This window comes from Devosia sp. (genome assembly GCF_024707125.1).
Classification (GTDB): Bacteria; Pseudomonadota; Alphaproteobacteria; order Rhizobiales; family Devosiaceae; genus Devosia.
Genome location: NZ_JANQAH010000009.1, coordinates 111,664 through 128,674 on the forward strand (window position 1 = coordinate 111,664; position 17,011 = coordinate 128,674).

The window sequence follows — 17,011 nt, forward strand, 5'->3', positions numbered from 1 at the left end:
TGATTGCTGGGCACTGGCAAATCCCTGCTTGCTGTTTCCGACGTGCTCAGTGGGTCTTCCCCCAACATATCCTACCCTCGGCGATCCTTATGCGCCTCAATAGCATAGCGCTGCCGAGCACGGGCATGGATCGCGCGGGGCGGTTAACAAAGATCGCTTAACTACCTTGGCCAAAAGGCGCTGAGTTCACGCCTTGAGTGACTTATAAGGGCAATAGAGGATCCCAGGGACGGCCACTGTTCATGTATCAGACGCTCAAACCCACTAGGCCTGCAGCAACGGCGCCGGCGGGGACAATCCATACGCTTGGACTGCAAAACGACTACCAGGGTTCCGAGCGGCGTCATGCACCCGATGCAACACAGGCAGGGCTGTTTGAAGCGGTTACGGCCGGGCTCATTGTGGGTTGGCTGGTTCGGTTCTGGATCAGCATTCTGGTCATCGCGCTGCTCGGGGCGCTCTTGGGCCTGGCCAGCGGCGCCCTCGTCAAGCCACGCTATACCAGCTATTCCGATATTCTGCTCGACCCCAGCAATTTGCGGGTCGTCGCCGACGATCTCTATACCAGCAATGTCCAGGGCGACGCCCAATTGCTCGATGTCGAGAGCAAGATGCGGGTGCTGGGTTCGACCAATGTGCTCGCCCGCGTCGTCAGGGAACTTGGCCTCGAAAATGACCCGGACCTGATGGAGCCTGACTTCTCGCTCTTTGCCGCATTCCTGCCGGCCGACAGTCCTGAAGACCGTTTCACCACTGCCATGCGAGCCTTGTCGGAACGGATTCGGGTGCGCCGCGAGGAGCGTTCCTATGTCGTCACGGCTTCTGTCTGGGCGCGCAGCCCCGAACGTTCGGCAATTTTGACCAATGCGGTAGTGTCGGCTTTTCTGGCAGAGCTCGCCGACGCCGAGGCGCAAGGGGCCCGAAATGCCTCGGCTGGCCTGAACCAAAGGTTGGACGAACTGCGCGCCGACGCCGAATTGGCGGAGGCGGCCGTAGCGAACTATCGACGCGACCACGGCCTGCAGATGATAGGCACCGATCAACTGAGCACCCAGGCCGCGGTCCAGCTGAACACGCAGATCGCCACGGCCCGCGAGAGCCTGATCGATGCCGAGGCTCGCTATGCCAGTCTCACCGCCACAAGCGGGGAAGGAGCGCTCAATGCAGCGTCCCTGGAGTCAACTGTACTGGCCAATATGCGCACGCAATATGCAACCACGCGCCAGCAGGTCGACTCCCTTTCGGCAACCCTGGGGCCACGACATCCGGGCCTGACGACCGCTCGTGCCCAACTGGCTTCACTCGAGGCCGAAATCGACCGGGAAACCGGCCGAATCGTGGAAACCGCGCGTCGCGACCTCGAACGGGCCCGGAGCGTGTTCGACCAGCTCAACCTGGCGGCCGGCCAGCAGGAAGCCGCCGTCTTCAGTGACGATCAATCCCAGCTCGAACTGCGCCAACTCGAGCGCGCCGCGACGGCGAAGGTTACTATCTACGAGGCCTATCTCGAGCGTGCCCAACAGATCGCCGAGCGCAGCGAACTCAGCACCAATAATGTTCGGGTGATTTCTCCGGCAATTGCCCCGCTCAGCCGGAGCTATCCGCCGCGCACAGTTCTGCTGATCGGGATGGGCTTTGCCGGCGGAGCCATCCTGGCGGCATTTGGCGTGGTCCTCTTCAATCTGCTTGTGATGACAAAGAAGTCGCGCGCCAAGCCAGCAGGAGCCAATGCCCAATAGCGCCTCCTCCCCCGTGCTCGACAAGTTGCGCCTTGGCCTCGCCGGCGCAATCTTGCTCTACTTCTGGATCGGTCCGCAGCCGTTTCGTGACCTGTCGAGCCTTGCGGACAGTGGCGCCTTGCTGGCGCAGGTCATACTTCTCCTGGTCACGGCATCGGCCGTTTGCACGCACCTGTTGAGCTCAAGCCATCCCGTGCTGGGGCTGGGCTCCATTGCCTTGGTCGGAGGGTGGCTGATTTTGTCGAGCCTGTTGGCCGCCGACCAGAGCCAGGCTCTGCGCAATACCGTGTTTCAGCTGCTGGTCATGGCCAACGCCTATCTTGTGCTTACCCTGCCCAGAAGCGAGCGTGACTTCGCAGCCCTATTCGGTTGGACCACGTTCGGTGCCGTTGCCCTGTCCTATCTGGGTATTGTCGCCTTGCCCCAGATCGCTATTCATCAGGTTGGCGATATCGCCGAACCGATGCTGGCCGGCCTGTGGCGCGGGCATTTCCTGCACAAGAACTTCACGTCTTCGGCAATGGTCGTTGCGGTATTCTGCGCCTTCTACATGCACAGCCAGGGCTGGCGTTGGCGTGCCTATCTGCTTGGAATTGGTGCTGCCGTTTTCCTCTTCAATACGGGCGGAAAGACCGCGCTTGCCTCCTTGCCGGTAATCATCACGGTCTGCTGGGTGATTGAGCGCTTCCCTCCGATCCGCTGGCCCCTCGTCCTCCTGGGCCTTCTCGCCTTCAATGCCGTAGTTATTGGGGTAACTCTTTCCGCCGATTTCGCCGAAATCATTGCCTCGCTCGGGATCGATGCCACCTTCACCAACAGAGTCGACATCTGGCGCATTGCGCTGGGCAAAATGTCGGAATCCTCATTTGCCGGGCTGGGCATCAATACATTCTGGGGCTCCTATGGAAATCTCTATGGAGGCTGGGAAATAGAAAGCTGGGCCTATGGCGCCGGTTCAGCCCACAATGGCTATATAGATCTTCTCCTCAATATCGGACTGGGGGGCACGATTGTCTTTATATTGGCGTTCATCATCCTGCCATTGCGCGACATCAAGCCCGCCTTCAACAACAACAACAATCCAGACCTGACCCGCCTCTTCCTTCGAATATGGCTCTTTGGTCTCGTCAATGCCTGCATGGAAAGCGTCTTTTTCGGGCGAACGGGCCTTATGTGGTTCGCCTTCGTGGTGGCGTGCTGCGGGCTGCATTTCCAGGCGAGAGCGATGCTGGTCAGATCCGAAAGCCGGGCTACCCGCGCAAACCCTATGGCCCTGTCCAATGCCTGACCCCATCCAAGTGATCGACAATCTTGCAGGTCGCGTGACCAACCGGCTGCTGACCCGTTTTCCTGGGCCTATGGTCGAGGTCAGGACCGACACACCCATAGTCAGTTTCACGTTCGACGACGTTCCCGATACTGCCCTCAGCAAGGGGGCAGGGATACTCGAGGCTCATGGAGGCCGCGGCACCTTCTATATCGCGGCGGGCATGCTGGGACGCGAGGAGGAGGCGCGCAATCTTATCGATGCGGCTGGTTGCGCCGAGCTTGTGGCGCGAGGACACGAAATCGGCTGCCATACCCATTCACACATCAACCTGCGGCACGCCTCGCGAAGGCAGCTATACAACGATCTCAGTCACAATGCCGACGCACTGGCGGCCATCTCCCCCAATCTCCAGCCACGCAATTTCGCCTTCCCCTATAATTCGGGATCCTTCAGGCAGCGGGCCGAACTGGCGCGGCGCTACCGCTCCAGTCGTGGCGGCCTTCCAGGCATCAATCGCGGCATGACCGACCGCAGCTTCCTGCGCAGCTACGCGCTACAGCAACCGGATGAAAGCGTAGTGGGAATGCGCGGCCTGATCGACGAAGTCGTGTCCAATCCGGGCTGGCTGATTTTCTTCGGCCACGACCTTTCACCCAATCCAACGCCCTATGGCTGCACGCCTGAGAGTTTTGAGGGCCTGGTCCGCCATGCCCGCGAACGCGGCTGTGCGCTTCTCACGGTCAATCAGGCACTTGACCATTTTGAGGCGACGACATGACCCGACCGGGGCGTCGCCTTCTGGCGATCAACAATTACCACTATCGCCGCGGCGGCGCGGAGGCGGTGTTCCTCGACCACATGTCCATGTTCAGCCAGGCTGGCTGGGACGTGGCACCCTTCGCCATGCAGTCCGAGCGAAACCTTGCCTCACCCTGGTCGCGCTACTTCGTTTCCGAGATCGAATTCGGTCAACAGCCCGGTTTTTTGACCAAGCTCAACCATGCCGGCAAAATCATTTATTCGCACGAGGCCCAACGCGGCATTGCAGCTTTGGTGGAAGAATTTCGCCCAGCAATCGCCCATGCGCACAATGTCTATCACCATCTGTCGCCGGCCATTTTCCGCACGCTCAAGGCTGCCGGTATTCCCACGGTCATGACCGCCCACGACCTCAAGATCGCATGCCCCGCCTACAAGATGCTCTCGCATGGGCAAGTCTGCGAGAAGTGCCGGAACGGCAATATCGCGCAGGTTGTGCTGAACCGCTGCGCCAAGGATTCCGTGGCGCTCAGCGGATTGATGCTGCTCGAGACGGCGGTGCACCGCGCCCTGGGCCTCTATCGGAACACGCTCGACCGCATTGTCGTGCCCAGCCGCTTCTATCGCGACAAGCTCATTGAATGGGGCTGGCCCGCCGAGCTTCTGGTTTACATTCCCAATTTCGTCGACCCCGCCTTTCTCGCCGGCGAACGTCAGAGCGAGGGCGACTATTATCTTTTCGCCGGACGTCTGGCGCCGGAAAAGGGCGTCAAGACGCTGATCCATGCTGCAGTGCAGGCCCGAGTGCGGCTGGTTATCGCCGGCACCGGACCCGACGAGAGGGAACTGCGCGCTCTGGCTGAGACCGTTTCGGCCGATATCGACTTTGTCGGCCATGTGAGCGGTGATCGGTTGCAGCAGCTCATTGGGGCGGCAAAAGCCCTGGTACTGCCCTCGGAATGGTACGAAAACGCTCCGGTCAGCGTACTCGAGGCCTATGGTCTGGGCCGGCCGGTCATCGGTACCGATATCGGTGGCATTCCCGAATTGATCGAGGCCGAGCACACCGGGTTGATCGCCCTCCCGGCCAACGCCGACAGTCTGGCAACGCAACTGGCGCGCATGGAGGCCATGGGCGCAGACGGACGAAGCGCCCTCGGTCGTGCTGGCCACGGCTGGGTCAGTGAAAATTTCTCGGCCGGCGCCTACCAGGCGCGCATGCTTGCACTCTATGCCGAATTGGGGGTCCAATGACGGAGCGCCGCCGCCGTAAAAGCTCGGTTGTCATGCTCGGCCTGCGCGGCATCAACGGTCCGCAGGGGGGCGTAGAAACCCATGTCGGCGCGCTGGCGCCGCTGCTCGTAGAACGCGGTTGGAGCATCGATGTACTGGCGCGCCAGGCTTATATGCCGGGCGGGCGCCAGAGCTTCCGGGGGGTCGGCATCGAACCGATCTGGTCGCCGCGTTCAAGCAAGTTCGAGGCCCTTGTCCATACCGGCCTGGGCGTGGGATTGGCCGCACTACGGCGACCGGACATCGTGCACATCCATGCCGTCGGGCCGGCCCTCTTGACGCCGGCAGCGCGCCTGGCGGGGCTCAAGACGCTCGTTACGCATCATGGCTATGATTATGATCGCGACAAATGGGGCCGCATAGCCAAGGAAATTCTTCGCCTCGGCGAAAAAATGGGCATGCACTGGGCCGATGCGGCGGTTGCGGTCGCCGAAAATGTCGCGCGTGACATGGAGGCGCGCTACGGCCGCCGGGTCCATTTCCAGCCCAATGGAGTCTTCATGCCAGGCGGTCCCATGGGATCCGACATTCTCCACCAGTTCGACCTTCAGCCCGGCCGCTATGTGCTCAATGTCTCGCGCCTCGTGCCGGAAAAGCGGCAGCTTGACCTCGTCGCCGCCTATTCGAGACTTGTATCCCCCGATTTCAAGCTGGTTCTGGTTGGCGGAGCCGATCACCGCTCCGACTATGAGACACGCTTGCGTCAGGCCGCGACGGCGGTGCCCGGCATCGTCATGACCGGCTATCAAAAGGGTGCAGCACTCAACGACCTTTTCGCGCATGCCGGACTTTTCGTCCTGCCATCCAGCCACGAAGGCATGCCGATTGCCCTTCTTGAAGGCCTTAGCCACGGGACGCCGGTTCTGGCCAGCGATATCGCGGCCAATCTCGGTGTCGGGCTGGAGGCCCGCCATTACTTTCCATTAGGGGATATTGAGGGCCTGGCGCAGCGCATGGCGCACATCATGTCCGCGGCCCCGTTGCCGGTTGAGCGAATGGCGCAGATCGAGATGGTTCGGCACCGCTTTTCCTGGGACGGCGTTGCCGACGATCTCAGCGCTCTCTATGCCGCGATGATGCGGCGAGGGCCCAGTAGAGGCCCTCTGCTCATCCGCGCCGCTCAATCGCGTTCGATCACGAAATAGGTCGTCGGCCCGGAAGGCGGGACATTGTCGAGCCGGACCTGCAGGTCACCCGCGCCTCGGGCAAGTATCTCGTGCACGACACCGTCGAGTCCAACCGGCGCCAACGTCCAGTGTCCGCTGCCCCGCAAAACCAGCGAGACCGAAGCGGGGCGGATACGGACCGGCAAGGTACCAAAATCGACAATTTCGCGTTGCGCGGCGTCCGCAAAGCGCATGCCGGTATTCTGGGCATCGCTTGCAAAAACGACGAGGATACGCCGGCTTTCTTCCAGCTCACTGCCATCAAGGGATGCAAGGCCAAGCAAGGCGGGACCAGAAGGATCGGCAAAAGTGGCTGGCCCGATCACCAGTGGCGCTTCCAGCTGCGAGAACGCCACCGCAACCGTCTGCGGCGTTTCGACGACCATTCGCGCCCGATCAGGTGTGATGGTAATTTCGCCGGTATCGCTGGCATAGCTTCCCTGCCCTGCCAGTGTCACTTGCTCATCCGACAGCGCGCTGGCCGCTACCAGCGGGGCGAAAAAGTCAGTGGTGACATGGTCCGCCCGTTGGACGGGCAGCGAAGCGGTGGCAATGTCCTGAACCGGGGCCAATCCGATGGCGCTGAAGGCCGCAAGCGCCGTGGCGCTTTCCGGCTCGCCTGCAAACATCAGGGGACCGAGCGCTGAAGTGCCGTCGATGGGGAAAGCGATTGTTGCTCGCGCAGGGCTAACGTCGCCACGTCGAAACAGCAGGGCTGCCAATGTTTCGCCGGCGCGAGCGACCGGGTCGAGGGCTATGGCATAGGGCAACATCTGCCGCTTGTGCGGCACGTCTTCCCCGTAGCGAAGCGCAATAGGCCCGTGCCCATGGCGACAAAGACCATCCCATCCCTGCAGCGCGGCGAGCGCCGGAACGGCGATGCCCGCCTCATAGCGATAGCTGTTCCAGAACAAATGGTCATATTCGGTCAGCACGAAGGGACGGCCAAGCCAACGCGTTCCCGCCGCGGCGCGCAGATAGTCGAGCCCCTCGCGCAGTGAACTGCTCTGCTCGATCCGCGTCCCGGGCGCGTAGCCCGAAACCCAGTCGAAATATGTATTCATCGTTACGACATCGAGCGAGGCGCGACTGATCGATGCCTGTCGGCTGGGCCAGTTATTGTAGTTGCTGACGGCCCCTTCATATCCCATGGCCCGCAAGTATTCGCTCATGACCCTGGTCCCCTCCCGCTCCACCTCCACGAAGAAGAGTTGCAGATCGCGCATTCTGCCATTGGGGGCCCACCGGTCGGTGGGTAAGGTAATTGAGCCATCTGCGAGACTCTCGCCGGGGGCAATTCCCCCCCAGGCTTTGCTCAAGGCATCCTCATCAGCGTAACGTTGCTGTAGCCAAACATTGAATTGGCGCCGCACCGGTTCGGAATAGGCCGGTTCGCCCCGATTGGCGCCAAGGAGCGATTCGAACTCGAGGCTGCCCTCATTGACAAGCACGATCAGAGCCAGTGCCGGATCGGCAATCGGCGCGAGCCCTGTGTAGGGATTGACCGCGCCAAGGATGGCATCCTGCAGCCTTTGCCAATGCGCCATGCCCTCCTCGCTCAGCAGCAAATTCTGCTTGAGGCTACCGAAACCATCCCACCGGTCATCATAGCCGCCGGCACCACCGCGGCCCGAGGTCAGTCCATCCATGACCCAGGAAATGCCCTCACGCTTGAGGGCGGCAAGGAGATAGTGAAAGCGGTCGAGTGCTTCGGGCGAGAAATCGAAATCCCTCTCACGCTCGAACATCAGCAAGGATTCGACAAAGTGGAATCGCGCCAGATTATAGCCGTGGCGCGCCAATTGCTCGGCATAGCGGTCGGCCATCGCGTGATCCGGCAGGCCCCCGGAGGCCGGGCTCCAGGCAAGGGAAGCACAGAGCAAGCGCGTCGGCTCGTCCGGCGCGTCGGAGAAGGCAAAGCGACCGCCGGCCACAACCAGATGCCGAGCCGTCGAAATCGTGCCATTCGGCAGAATCTGGGAGAAATCAATGGGCTTCCGGGCGCAACCTCCAACCCCTGCTCACGCACCGCCGGCCAGGTTTGGGCGAGCGCTGGCAGGGCAAGCACGGCCAGCCAGAAGATGACGGCGCTAAGTGCGCGCATCGTGCACGACCTGACTTTCAATCCAGGCCGCGGGGTCCCGGCGCGGCGCGAAAAAGCCCAGGGGCAGAGCTGCCGCCATGAACAGCCACGCTGTAACCGCGTAAAAGCCGAGCTTGAAGCTGTGGTGTTTGGCGCTCATGGCCAGCACGACGCCGGCAATCGCTCCGAGGCAGATGCAAATCGCAAGAACCTTGTCGGGCACGATCCAAAGGATCGCCAACAACAACACAAGGCCGACATAGACCGCGCCCCAAAGACGGAGTTCGCGAATATCGCGCCAGAGAGCGTTCCAATGGCTCTTGCCGAGACCGGCCCGCAACACTTCGCCAACGCCGCGCAGGTATTTGCTCCGCCAACGGCGCAGTAGCAGGGCATAGGCGTTCATGCGATAGCCGAAATGCTGCACGAACGGTATGTCCAGCCGATGCAGCGACCAGCCCAGCGCCCGCAGGCGCACGCCAAGGTCGAATTCTTCATAACCATGCAGGTTGCGGTCGGACAGATAGCCCGCCTCGGCAATGGCCGTCCGCCGGTAAAGCCCGCCGCCATTGAGGCGATCGACGGTACCGGATGCCAGCTCCTTGCCGCCGCGTGACTTGCGCCGGGCAAATTCGAGGTTTTCCAGGTTCATTTCCACGACATGCCCGCCGACCCCGGCAACCTTGGGATTGTCGAGGAGAAAGGCCTGCGCCTTTCCGAGAAATTCCCGGTCCAACCGCATGTCGCCATCCATCAGGCAGAGGTAGTCGCCCCTGCTATATTGAAAGGCCAGTTGTGGCCCCAGACCGCAGCTCGGCTTTTCCCCCTCGGCTATCCGGACAACGGCCACGCGATAGCGTGCCGCAATTTCGACAGTACCGTCGGTCGAGCCACTATCGGCCACGATAATCTCGTCGTCGGGTCCGATCGCCGCGAGCACGCTTTCAATGGTCGCCGCAATATTCTCCGCCTCGTTCAGAGTTTTGATCAGAACCGAAACGCTCATTTCGAATGCACCGGTGCAAGAGTTTCCGTTTTGGGCAGGCTGTGTCGATCCCGGTCGGCAAGCCTGAGCAGCACCAGCCAAGCGGCCACCGCCGTCGCGAGTTCGGTCGCATAAATGGCGAAGAAAGCCCCGCTTGTGCCTTCAAGCCAGGTAGCCAGGGCGATGCCCACCCCACCCAGGACCACGGCGCCATTGAAGATCATGGCGCGTTCCAGATGATGGCCGCTCGAGCCGAGCGCCTCCTGCGCGGTCGCCCAGGCAGCCATCAGAACGATGGTCGGGGCCAGAATCTGGGTAAAGCCGGGCAGGGAAACATATTCGGCGCCGAAGAGGAGCGGCAGAAGCGGCGCCCCGCAGACAAGCACGAGGGCAGCCACAACAGCTATGCCGATTGATACCGCCAAGACCTTGCGAAAGCGACCAAGCGCCTGATGCAAGCCATCGCGCGTCGCAGCGGCCGAACCGGGGTAAAGCAGTCGATTAAGCGCTTCTACGGAAAGATAGCCGCTATCAACGATTCGCCGCGCCACGGCATAGCTTGCCACTCCTTCTGCACTGGTGAGAGCCGAAAGCAGCAGCAGATCAACATTTTGCCGCAAGGCACGCAGGATGAAAGGCGTCGAAAACAGTATCCCGTTTCGCATCTCATCCCAGTGAAACACCCAGCTGGGCCGACCAAGCGGGCTTGCCGACCGGATGGAGAGAACGGCGATCGCGGCATGGGCGACGAATGCCCAGACTATCCACTCCGCCAGGGTATCGGCGCCAAAGACGAGGCAGCCCAGCACCGCTGCGGCCAGCCTGCCGAGTGCAAAAAAGATGACATTGCGATTGGCAGCGGCAAAGTTGGAATGGGCGATGAATATCTGCTCAACCAGCAGAATGACCCGCGCCAGGACAATGTTGGTAACGAGCACGACGAAGAGCAGCGTCAGATTGATGAGTGGGTCGGCCGAGAGGGTAAAGACCTGCGGCAGGATGACGACGCCCAGCACCACGAGAACCAACCCGCTAATTCCCGATATCAGGATGTTGTGGCCGAGAAAGCGTGGATAGAGCGCGGGCTCGCGGGCAACCCTCCGCACCAGCGCCTCCTGAGCGCCAAGACCACAAATCTGGATCGCAACAGCCGTAATCGCCGTCAAGGCGATAAAGATACTGAACTCCTCGACGCCCAGGCACCGTGCCAGAATGGCGAAGGTCAACAGCTGCGCAGCGCTGGAAACAATCAGGCTGCCCCCCGAGGCCGCGTAGGAAAGCCCCATCGGCAACAAAGCGCGCAGGCGCGACGAAACAGGCATGAGACCAGCCAATTCAGGATCCGTTCGCGGGGATTATCGCATAGTCACGTTCCCACAGGCGCCGCGAAGCCGAAATGGCGTTAACGTGCTGTTGCATCACGGAACGGCGGTGAGCTGAGCACAGGCCACACGCGGATTGCCCAAGGCATCATTGGAAAACTGGATTTCGCCATAGTGGCCATCGCGCCTGAGCAACATGGCAACCTGCCGGTCCTGGCCAAGGCCGAATTCGAAGGCAAGCCAGCCCCCTGGTCGCAGAACGCTTGGGGTGTCGGTAATGAGCCGTTGGTGTATCGAAATGCCATAGGCACCGCCGTCAAAGGCCTCTCGTGGTTCGTTCACGAGCAGATGCGCGGCCTCCCCGGCCAACTTGCCGGTGGAAATATAGGGCGGATTGCAGACCACCAGATCCACCTTTTCGCCTGACAGCAAAGGCTCGACCCCGGAAAACATGTCTCCCTGCCCAATGGCCACGCGTTCCTCAAGTCCGAGCCGCTTTGCATTGTCCCTGGCGTGACCGACCGTTTCTGCCGTCAGGTCGCTGAGAAACACACGCGCATCCGGCCTCTCATGCGCGATGGCGAGGCCAAGATTTCCTGACCCGCAACACATATCGACAACCCGCGGCGCCGCGAAACCAGCAAGCAATCCGATACAAACCCGACCGAGAAGTTCGGTCTCCGCACGCGGCCTGAGGACACCTGGACCTGCCAATAGCGAGATCGACAAGAATTTATGAAAATTGTCAGAATTATTGATCATGCCGGAACCCCGACTTTAGTTCGCAGAACGTGTATTTCATTTGCACGAGCGCGAAACCGAAACGTGGTCTTATCGTTAAAATTTGCATCCCCCTTAAACCTATTAACCCAATGAAGCGAAACTGGAGCACTGCCAGACCTTTGATGTTAGATATTGCGCGAATGAAAGGCAGCAGTTCCCGACATGACCCTGCCCGTGGCACAGTCTGAAGCGCGGCGCCGTCGGCGCATCCAGCTTCCAAGCCGAGTCACTTTGGCCAATGGCATTGCCTTGGTCGAAGGACTGGCCGCCACGATTCTGAGTCTTATCCTCGCCGTCGTGCATCCGCCCTGGCTGGTCATCGGCGTTGCCGTGACCACGGGTCTTGTCTATGGCGCGCTGTCGAGCCAGGCCGCTCAGAAATTCCTTCCGCTTGCCGACCTGCGCCAGCCCTTCGCCCTGCACGCGGCATTCAGCTGGATTCCGACCGCAGCGCTTGCTCTTTTGGTCGCGCTTGCGACATCGCGTTGGAGCCTGTCATGGGGGCGCACTTTTGGTGCTTGGCTGGTTGTTTCGCCCATTGTGCTCGTTGCCCTTCGCGTCACAATCTATCGCCAACTTGCCAAGATGCTGGCGCGCGGCCAGTTGCAAGTCGAACGGTTCGGCCTGATTGGCGACGCGGACTCGATCGCGCGCCTCAGGGCAGACCCCCACATCTGGCAACAGGGCGGTCAAATCGTTACCAGCCTGACGCTGCCCGAAGGGCTATCGTCCCCTTTGCCCGGCCCCGACATAATCGCCGACTTTGCCAGAAGCTGCGTCGAGAAGAACTGCCAGCACGTGCTTCTCATCGGCGATCTTGAGAGTATCGAGGCCCTGAGCAATCTGGTCGCGCCCTGCCGCCCCTATGCACTCAATGTACTGCTCTACCCCCGCAGCGTCGTGCAAAACGGCAAGATCAGCCTGGTCGACACCGTGCCCTTGGGCTCCGTGAATTCCTTGCGCCTGCTGAGCACCCCACTGAACGACACCGGCCGCTTCCTCAAGCGAAGCTTCGACGTTGGGGCGGGAGCGTTGGCCCTGCTTCTGCTTTCGCCTCTCCTGGTCGCGGTGGCGCTTACCATCCGCCTCACCAGCCCTGGCCCCGCGCTGTTCCGCCAAGAGCGTCGCGGTTTTAATGGCCGGAATTTCTACATCCTGAAATTCCGCTCCATGCGGGTGATGGAGAACGGCCGCAACATGCGCCAGGCCCAGGTCAATGATCCCCGCATCACACCGATCGGCCGTTTCATCCGCCGCACCAGCATCGATGAATTGCCCCAGCTCATCAATGTCCTGCGCGGCGAGATGAGCCTTGTGGGACCGCGTCCCCATGCCATCTCCCATGACGACGAGCTGTCGGGGAAATTTGAGCTTTACGCGCAGCGTCAGCGCATCAAGCCCGGCATTACCGGCTGGGCCCAGGTCAATGGCCATCGCGGCGATACGTCTACGCAGGACAAGATCGAAGCGCGCACGCTGCATGATCTCTACTATGCGGAAAACTGGTCGATCCTGCTCGATTTCTGGATCGTGCTCCTGACCATTTTCTCCCCGCGCACGCGGCAGAACGCCCACTGATCGAGAGGTCACACTTGCATTTTGCAGGTGGATTTGGGGAATATTAACCACGTTGCGTCATCGTGTTTCCGAACGGAAATGGCGATGACCAACAAAATCATGCAGCAGGCTACGCCCCTGATTGAAGGGGGCAAGTTCCTCGTGGCGCTGGCGCCGCGCCTGCCGCGCATGGCTGGTGCGACGGCCGTGCTCATGTTCATCGCCTTCGCCGCCATTCAGTTCACCCCGCAGACGTTTGAGGCGAGCCTCGCGCTGCGTGTGCCGGTCGGCAGCGAGCCGGCCCTTGAAGCGGCAAAACTGACCGACCAACAGTATCTGGGCGACGTCGTTTCCCGGCTGACACCCGATATTGTCGCCGAACTGCGCGGCGATGGCAGCGGGGTACTCGACACGACGGCATTGTTGAGCAAGCGCCTTACGCTCAAGCCGGATGCTGGTGGCACCAGGCTTGAACTTTCGGCCAAAGCCGGAACGCCGGCGCGGGCAAAGGCCATCGTCGCCGCGATCGCGGAAAGCTATGTGACCCTGGCTGGACTGCCGCCCGCGCTGTCCGAGGCCCAGCCGGAAAAAGCGGCATCGGCGGCACCAGAAACCATTCCGCCCGGTATTCCCGGCAATGACGACCAGACCCAGTTGCTGCAGAAAAAGCTGAGCCTAGCCTGGGAAGACCGGATCAGGCTTGAAAGCCGCGCGCAGCGCATCCAGTCCCTTGTTGCCGATGGCAATTATGCCATGCTGGCGCTCGATGCCGAAAACCTGCCCAGTCTTGGCCGGCAGATTGACGAACTGGCAATGCTCGAAGTCGAACGCGACAAGCTGGCGGTCGACCTCCTGCCCAACCACCCGCGCATGCGCGTACTGCTCGAAGAGATCGATCAGCTTTCTGCCGGCCTCGATGAGGGCATGCAGCAGCTGGCCAGCCTCGTCATCGCCGACCGCGATGCGGCGCGTCGCCTCGAAGACGGGCTACGCGACGAGCTTATCGCCGCCACGACGCCAGTTGTGGCCGATGCCAGCGTGACGACCGGCGCCATTGGCGATCGGCCGGAACCCAAGGTAACCGCCCTTCCCCGTCCAGTCCGGACTGATCTGGTTCTGGCCCTTTCGGGCGGCCTCGCCTTTTTTGGCCAGATCGGTCTTTTTGCCTTTTTGCGCTCACGTCAACGGGCATCGGACGCCATCGAAGAAGCCGAACTCGCTATCGAGCCGGAAGACGATCAGGCCTATGCGCCGGTCGAAGAGCCGGAGTTCGCCGACGCGAGCGCTGAGAACTGGCTCGATGCGCCGGACGCACCCGACGTCAACATGGAAGCGGACGAGCCTCCTGCGCCGGATACCATCAATCCGGTAGCTGAAGAGGAGACCGCCGTAGCCCCACCCCCGGCGACCGCCAAAGGGTTGGACGATGTCCGTATCGTGGCCATTCGCTGCCGGGGCGATATGGGCGCTGCGGCGCGCCGGCTGCTCGGTCAATATGAGCGGCAAGGCAAGCGCGTGGTTCTCGTGGATGCCGCCAGCCGCCACCGCGGACGCGCGGCTGGTATCAGCGATCTCTCGCAAGGTCTTGCGTCCTTTGCGGACATTATCCACGGCAGCGGATCGCACGAAGCCGCTCTCGTGCCCTGGGGCCGGCAGGCACAGCTCGATCCCGGTGCCAAATCCGTCCGCATCCTCATTCAGGCGCTGGCCGAACTCTATGACGTGGTCATCCTGACGCTCGACAGCGACAACCTCATAGCGTGTAAACCGCTACTCGCTTTGGCGGATCTTGCCGTGGATGCAGCGGATATTCCCGGTCCGACCAGGGCTGCCGCCTAGCCGAACATCAGGTGCCTGATCTGGGTGTAGTCGAGCAGCGACTGCATGGAGAGGTCGGAGCCGTAGCCGGAATTCTTCATGCCGCCATGCGGCATTTCCGTTGCCATGACGCCGTGGGTATTGAGCCAGGTGACGCCATATTCGAGCGCATCGGCCATGGCCAGAGCCTGTTCGGCATTGCGGGACCAGACCGAAGAGCCAAGGCCATATTCGGAAGCATTGGCCCAATCGACGGCGGTCTGGATGGTGTCGAAGGGCGTGATGCTGACGACGGGACCAAAGACTTCCTTCTGCACGATCTCGGCCACGATGGGCGCGGCGACGAGCGTCGGGGCGAAGAAGAAACCATCCTGGTCCGCGGCGCGGCCTTGCATGACGTCGGCGCCACTACTTTTGGCGCGATCGACAAACCCCGCCACGCGCTCGCGCTGCCGCGCACTGATCACGGGGCCGAATTCGACATCACCGCGTTCGGGCTTTCCATAGACGAGCGAGCCAACCATGGTTTCAAGCCGGTCGGTCAGTGACTCGGCAATGCTCTTGTCGGCAAAGATGCGGCAGGCGGCTGTGCAGTCCTGTCCGGCATTGTAAAAGCTCGCCTCACGCAAGGTTTCGACCAGCTTGTCGAGATCGGCATCGGCCGCGACGATAACAGGCGCCTTGCCGCCGAGCTCAAGATGGGTGCGCTTGATCATCGGCCCAGCAGCGGCTTGCAGCACGGCACGACCGGTGCGCACGTCGCCGGTCAGCGAGATCATCCGCACCAGATCATGCGAAATCAGCTTTTGGCCGACATCGGGTCCATTACCGCAGATGATGTTGATGACGCCGGGCGGCAGCACCTCGGCGAAAATCTTGCCCAGCGCGAGCAGGCTCAGCGGGGTCAGTTCCGAGGGTTTTATGACCACGGTATTCCCTGCCGCGATGGCCGGTGCGATTTTCCAGGCGGCCATGAGCAGCGGATAGTTCCAGGGCGCGATCTGGGCGATTACCCCGATGGGGTCGCGGCGCACGAGGCTCAGGCGATTGGGCGAGCGGTAATTGCCCGCTGCGGGGGCGGGCATATTGCGCACCGCCGTCGCAAAGAAGCGGAAGACATCGACGACATTGCCGATTTCCCCGCCCTGCGCGTAGCGCAGCGGCTTGCCGGCATTGCGCGATTCAATTGTCCCGAGCGCTTCGGCCGAGGCCTCGATCTTTTCCGCAATAGCCAGCAAGGCCGCGCTGCGTTCGCGCGGCGTGGTTTTGGACCAGATGGCGAAGGCCTTATGTGCCGCACGGACAGCGAGATCGACTTGATCGGGGCTGGCCGAAGCCACCTGGGCGAGCATGATCCCAAGCGCGGGCTCAAATACTGTTTCCATCGCGCCCTGACCGGCAACGAAATCGCCATTGATGAACAGACGCGTTTCGAAAGCGGTCATGCATTTTTCTCCAACTGAGCCGCCGGCAGATAATCGGCACGCGCCGCTTCGCCGAGATAGTTCCAGAATGCCAGGTCATGCGCCCGCCCTTCGGGGCGCCATTCGGGGTGCCACTGCACGGCAAAGACCGGCGCCGTCGTACCGGTTGCGGAAATGGCCTCTATGACCCCTTCGGGGCCGGTGGCGTTGACCGCCAGCCCATCGCCCAAGCGGTCGATGGCCTGATAGTGGACGCTGTTGACCTCAAGAGCCTCGCTGCCCGAGAAGCGCTGCAGCATGCTGCCGGCCACCACTTCGACCTTGTGACCATAGCCAAAGGTGTCGCCGAGATCCGCCTCGGCAGGCGCATGGTGTTTTTGCGCGAGATCGGCCGCCCGCAGATCGCGAAGGGTTCCGCCGAGGGCCACATTGATTTCCTGCAAGCCGCGGCAGATGCCGAAGACCGGTTTGCCGGCGTCGATAGCCGCGCGGATCAGCGCATGGCCGAAGAGATCGCGACCGTGGTCGGTCGGCGCCTGCGCCGGTGCCGAAGAACCATAGCGGACAGGTTCGATATTGGAGCCGCTGCCGGTGAGCAGCAGGGCATCGAGCCGCCCGACGATTTCGGCCGCATTGGCCTCCGCCTGGTTGGTCGGGATGATGACGGGAACCGCGTTGGCGAGCCGCTCGACACCCTCGAGATAGCGATGCTTGACCGCCTGGGCGGGCTCACCCTCGACCTGACGCTCGCAGGCGATGACGCCGATAAGAGGCCGTTGCTGCATGATTTTCTTTCAACCCCGGCGAAAATG

13 protein-coding genes are annotated in these 17,011 nt (G+C 61.7%); 7 read left to right on the top strand and 6 right to left on the bottom strand.

What is annotated here, in order from left to right:
- Positions 1-242 precede the first annotated feature (242 nt).
- The 5 genes from NVV77_RS10460 to NVV77_RS10480 are packed head-to-tail and all read left to right on the top strand — an operon-like array spanning position 243 to position 6,206.
- A complete protein-coding gene (locus tag NVV77_RS10460; protein WP_295412758.1) occupies positions 243-1,739 on the top strand; it encodes a GumC family protein in 1,497 nt (498 codons plus the stop codon).
- Positions 1,729-3,027, top strand: coding sequence for an O-antigen ligase (locus NVV77_RS10465; protein WP_295412760.1), 1,299 nt, complete (start codon positions 1,729-1,731; stop codon positions 3,025-3,027). Before NVV77_RS10460 ends, NVV77_RS10465 begins: the two co-directional genes overlap by 11 nt.
- Positions 3,020-3,787, top strand: a complete 768-nt coding sequence (locus tag NVV77_RS10470; protein ID WP_295412763.1) for a polysaccharide deacetylase family protein — start codon at positions 3,020-3,022, stop codon at positions 3,785-3,787. The genes NVV77_RS10465 and NVV77_RS10470 overlap by 8 nt, the downstream gene beginning before the upstream one ends.
- On the top strand, positions 3,784-5,022 hold the full coding sequence (locus tag NVV77_RS10475; protein WP_295412765.1) for a glycosyltransferase family 4 protein: 1,239 nt from the start codon (positions 3,784-3,786) through the stop codon (positions 5,020-5,022). Before NVV77_RS10470 ends, NVV77_RS10475 begins: the two co-directional genes overlap by 4 nt.
- The gene (locus tag NVV77_RS10480; RefSeq protein WP_295412768.1) at positions 5,019-6,206 is read left to right on the top strand and encodes a glycosyltransferase family 4 protein; all 1,188 of its coding nucleotides are present in this window, start codon (positions 5,019-5,021) and stop codon (positions 6,204-6,206) included. The genes NVV77_RS10475 and NVV77_RS10480 overlap by 4 nt, the downstream gene beginning before the upstream one ends.
- Here NVV77_RS10480 and NVV77_RS10485 read toward each other — a convergent pair.
- The 4 genes from NVV77_RS10485 to NVV77_RS10500 all read right to left on the bottom strand — a co-directional run bounded on the left by NVV77_RS10485 (position 6,182) and on the right by NVV77_RS10500 (position 11,379).
- Positions 6,182-8,053: a glycoside hydrolase gene (locus tag NVV77_RS10485; protein WP_295412770.1), complete on the bottom strand. Its 1,872-nt coding sequence runs from the start codon at positions 8,051-8,053 to the stop codon at positions 6,182-6,184. The two genes, NVV77_RS10480 and NVV77_RS10485, sit on opposite strands and share 25 nt — an antisense overlap.
- Positions 8,054-8,317: 264 nt before the next feature.
- The gene (locus NVV77_RS10490; RefSeq protein ID WP_295412773.1) at positions 8,318-9,316 is read right to left on the bottom strand and encodes a glycosyltransferase family 2 protein; all 999 of its coding nucleotides are present in this window, start codon (positions 9,314-9,316) and stop codon (positions 8,318-8,320) included.
- Positions 9,313-10,617 carry a lipopolysaccharide biosynthesis protein gene (locus tag NVV77_RS10495; protein ID WP_295414426.1) on the bottom strand — a complete coding sequence of 435 codons (1,305 nt, stop codon included), beginning with the start codon at positions 10,615-10,617 and terminating at the stop codon, positions 9,313-9,315. Before NVV77_RS10495 ends, NVV77_RS10490 begins: the two co-directional genes overlap by 4 nt.
- 96 nt (positions 10,618-10,713) lie before the next feature.
- The gene (locus NVV77_RS10500; RefSeq protein WP_295412776.1) at positions 10,714-11,379 is read right to left on the bottom strand and encodes a HemK/PrmC family methyltransferase; all 666 of its coding nucleotides are present in this window, start codon (positions 11,377-11,379) and stop codon (positions 10,714-10,716) included.
- Between the two features lie 183 nt (positions 11,380-11,562).
- Here NVV77_RS10500 and NVV77_RS10505 point away from each other — a divergent pair, with 183 nt between their 5' ends.
- Together NVV77_RS10505 and NVV77_RS10510 are read left to right on the top strand one after the other, a co-directional pair.
- A complete protein-coding gene (locus NVV77_RS10505; RefSeq protein ID WP_295412778.1) occupies positions 11,563-12,978 on the top strand; it encodes an exopolysaccharide biosynthesis polyprenyl glycosylphosphotransferase in 1,416 nt (471 codons plus the stop codon).
- A gap of 84 nt (positions 12,979-13,062) precedes the next feature.
- Positions 13,063-14,796, top strand: a complete 1,734-nt coding sequence (locus NVV77_RS10510) for a hypothetical protein (protein ID WP_295412780.1) — start codon at positions 13,063-13,065, stop codon at positions 14,794-14,796.
- Here NVV77_RS10510 and NVV77_RS10515 read toward each other — a convergent pair.
- Positions 14,793-16,220, bottom strand: coding sequence for an aminobutyraldehyde dehydrogenase (locus NVV77_RS10515; RefSeq protein WP_295412782.1), 1,428 nt, complete (start codon positions 16,218-16,220; stop codon positions 14,793-14,795). The two genes, NVV77_RS10510 and NVV77_RS10515, sit on opposite strands and share 4 nt — an antisense overlap.
- Positions 16,217-16,984, bottom strand: a complete 768-nt coding sequence (locus NVV77_RS10520) for a gamma-glutamyl-gamma-aminobutyrate hydrolase family protein (protein ID WP_295412784.1) — start codon at positions 16,982-16,984, stop codon at positions 16,217-16,219. Before NVV77_RS10520 ends, NVV77_RS10515 begins: the two co-directional genes overlap by 4 nt.
- Positions 16,985-17,011: the final 27 nt, after the last annotated feature.

Bases quoted from the DNA above. Each gene is read 5' to 3' on its own strand.
- NVV77_RS10460 (WP_295412758.1), top strand. From the start codon at position 243: ATGTATCAGACGCTCAAACCCACTAGGCCTGCAGCAACGGCGCCGGCG.
- NVV77_RS10465 (WP_295412760.1), top strand. From the start codon at position 1,729: ATGCCCAATAGCGCCTCCTCCCCCGTGCTCGACAAGTTGCGCCTTGGC.
- NVV77_RS10470 (WP_295412763.1), top strand. From the start codon at position 3,020: ATGCCTGACCCCATCCAAGTGATCGACAATCTTGCAGGTCGCGTGACC.
- NVV77_RS10475 (WP_295412765.1), top strand. From the start codon at position 3,784: ATGACCCGACCGGGGCGTCGCCTTCTGGCGATCAACAATTACCACTAT.
- NVV77_RS10480 (WP_295412768.1), top strand. From the start codon at position 5,019: ATGACGGAGCGCCGCCGCCGTAAAAGCTCGGTTGTCATGCTCGGCCTG.
- NVV77_RS10485 (WP_295412770.1), bottom strand. From the start codon at position 8,053: ATGGCCGACCGCTATGCCGAGCAATTGGCGCGCCACGGCTATAATCTG.
- NVV77_RS10490 (WP_295412773.1), bottom strand. From the start codon at position 9,316: ATGAGCGTTTCGGTTCTGATCAAAACTCTGAACGAGGCGGAGAATATT.
- NVV77_RS10495 (WP_295414426.1), bottom strand. From the start codon at position 10,617: ATGCCTGTTTCGTCGCGCCTGCGCGCTTTGTTGCCGATGGGGCTTTCC.
- NVV77_RS10500 (WP_295412776.1), bottom strand. From the start codon at position 11,379: ATGATCAATAATTCTGACAATTTTCATAAATTCTTGTCGATCTCGCTA.
- NVV77_RS10505 (WP_295412778.1), top strand. From the start codon at position 11,563: ATGACCCTGCCCGTGGCACAGTCTGAAGCGCGGCGCCGTCGGCGCATC.
- NVV77_RS10510 (WP_295412780.1), top strand. From the start codon at position 13,063: ATGACCAACAAAATCATGCAGCAGGCTACGCCCCTGATTGAAGGGGGC.
- NVV77_RS10515 (WP_295412782.1), bottom strand. From the start codon at position 16,220: ATGACCGCTTTCGAAACGCGTCTGTTCATCAATGGCGATTTCGTTGCC.
- NVV77_RS10520 (WP_295412784.1), bottom strand. From the start codon at position 16,984: ATGCAGCAACGGCCTCTTATCGGCGTCATCGCCTGCGAGCGTCAGGTC.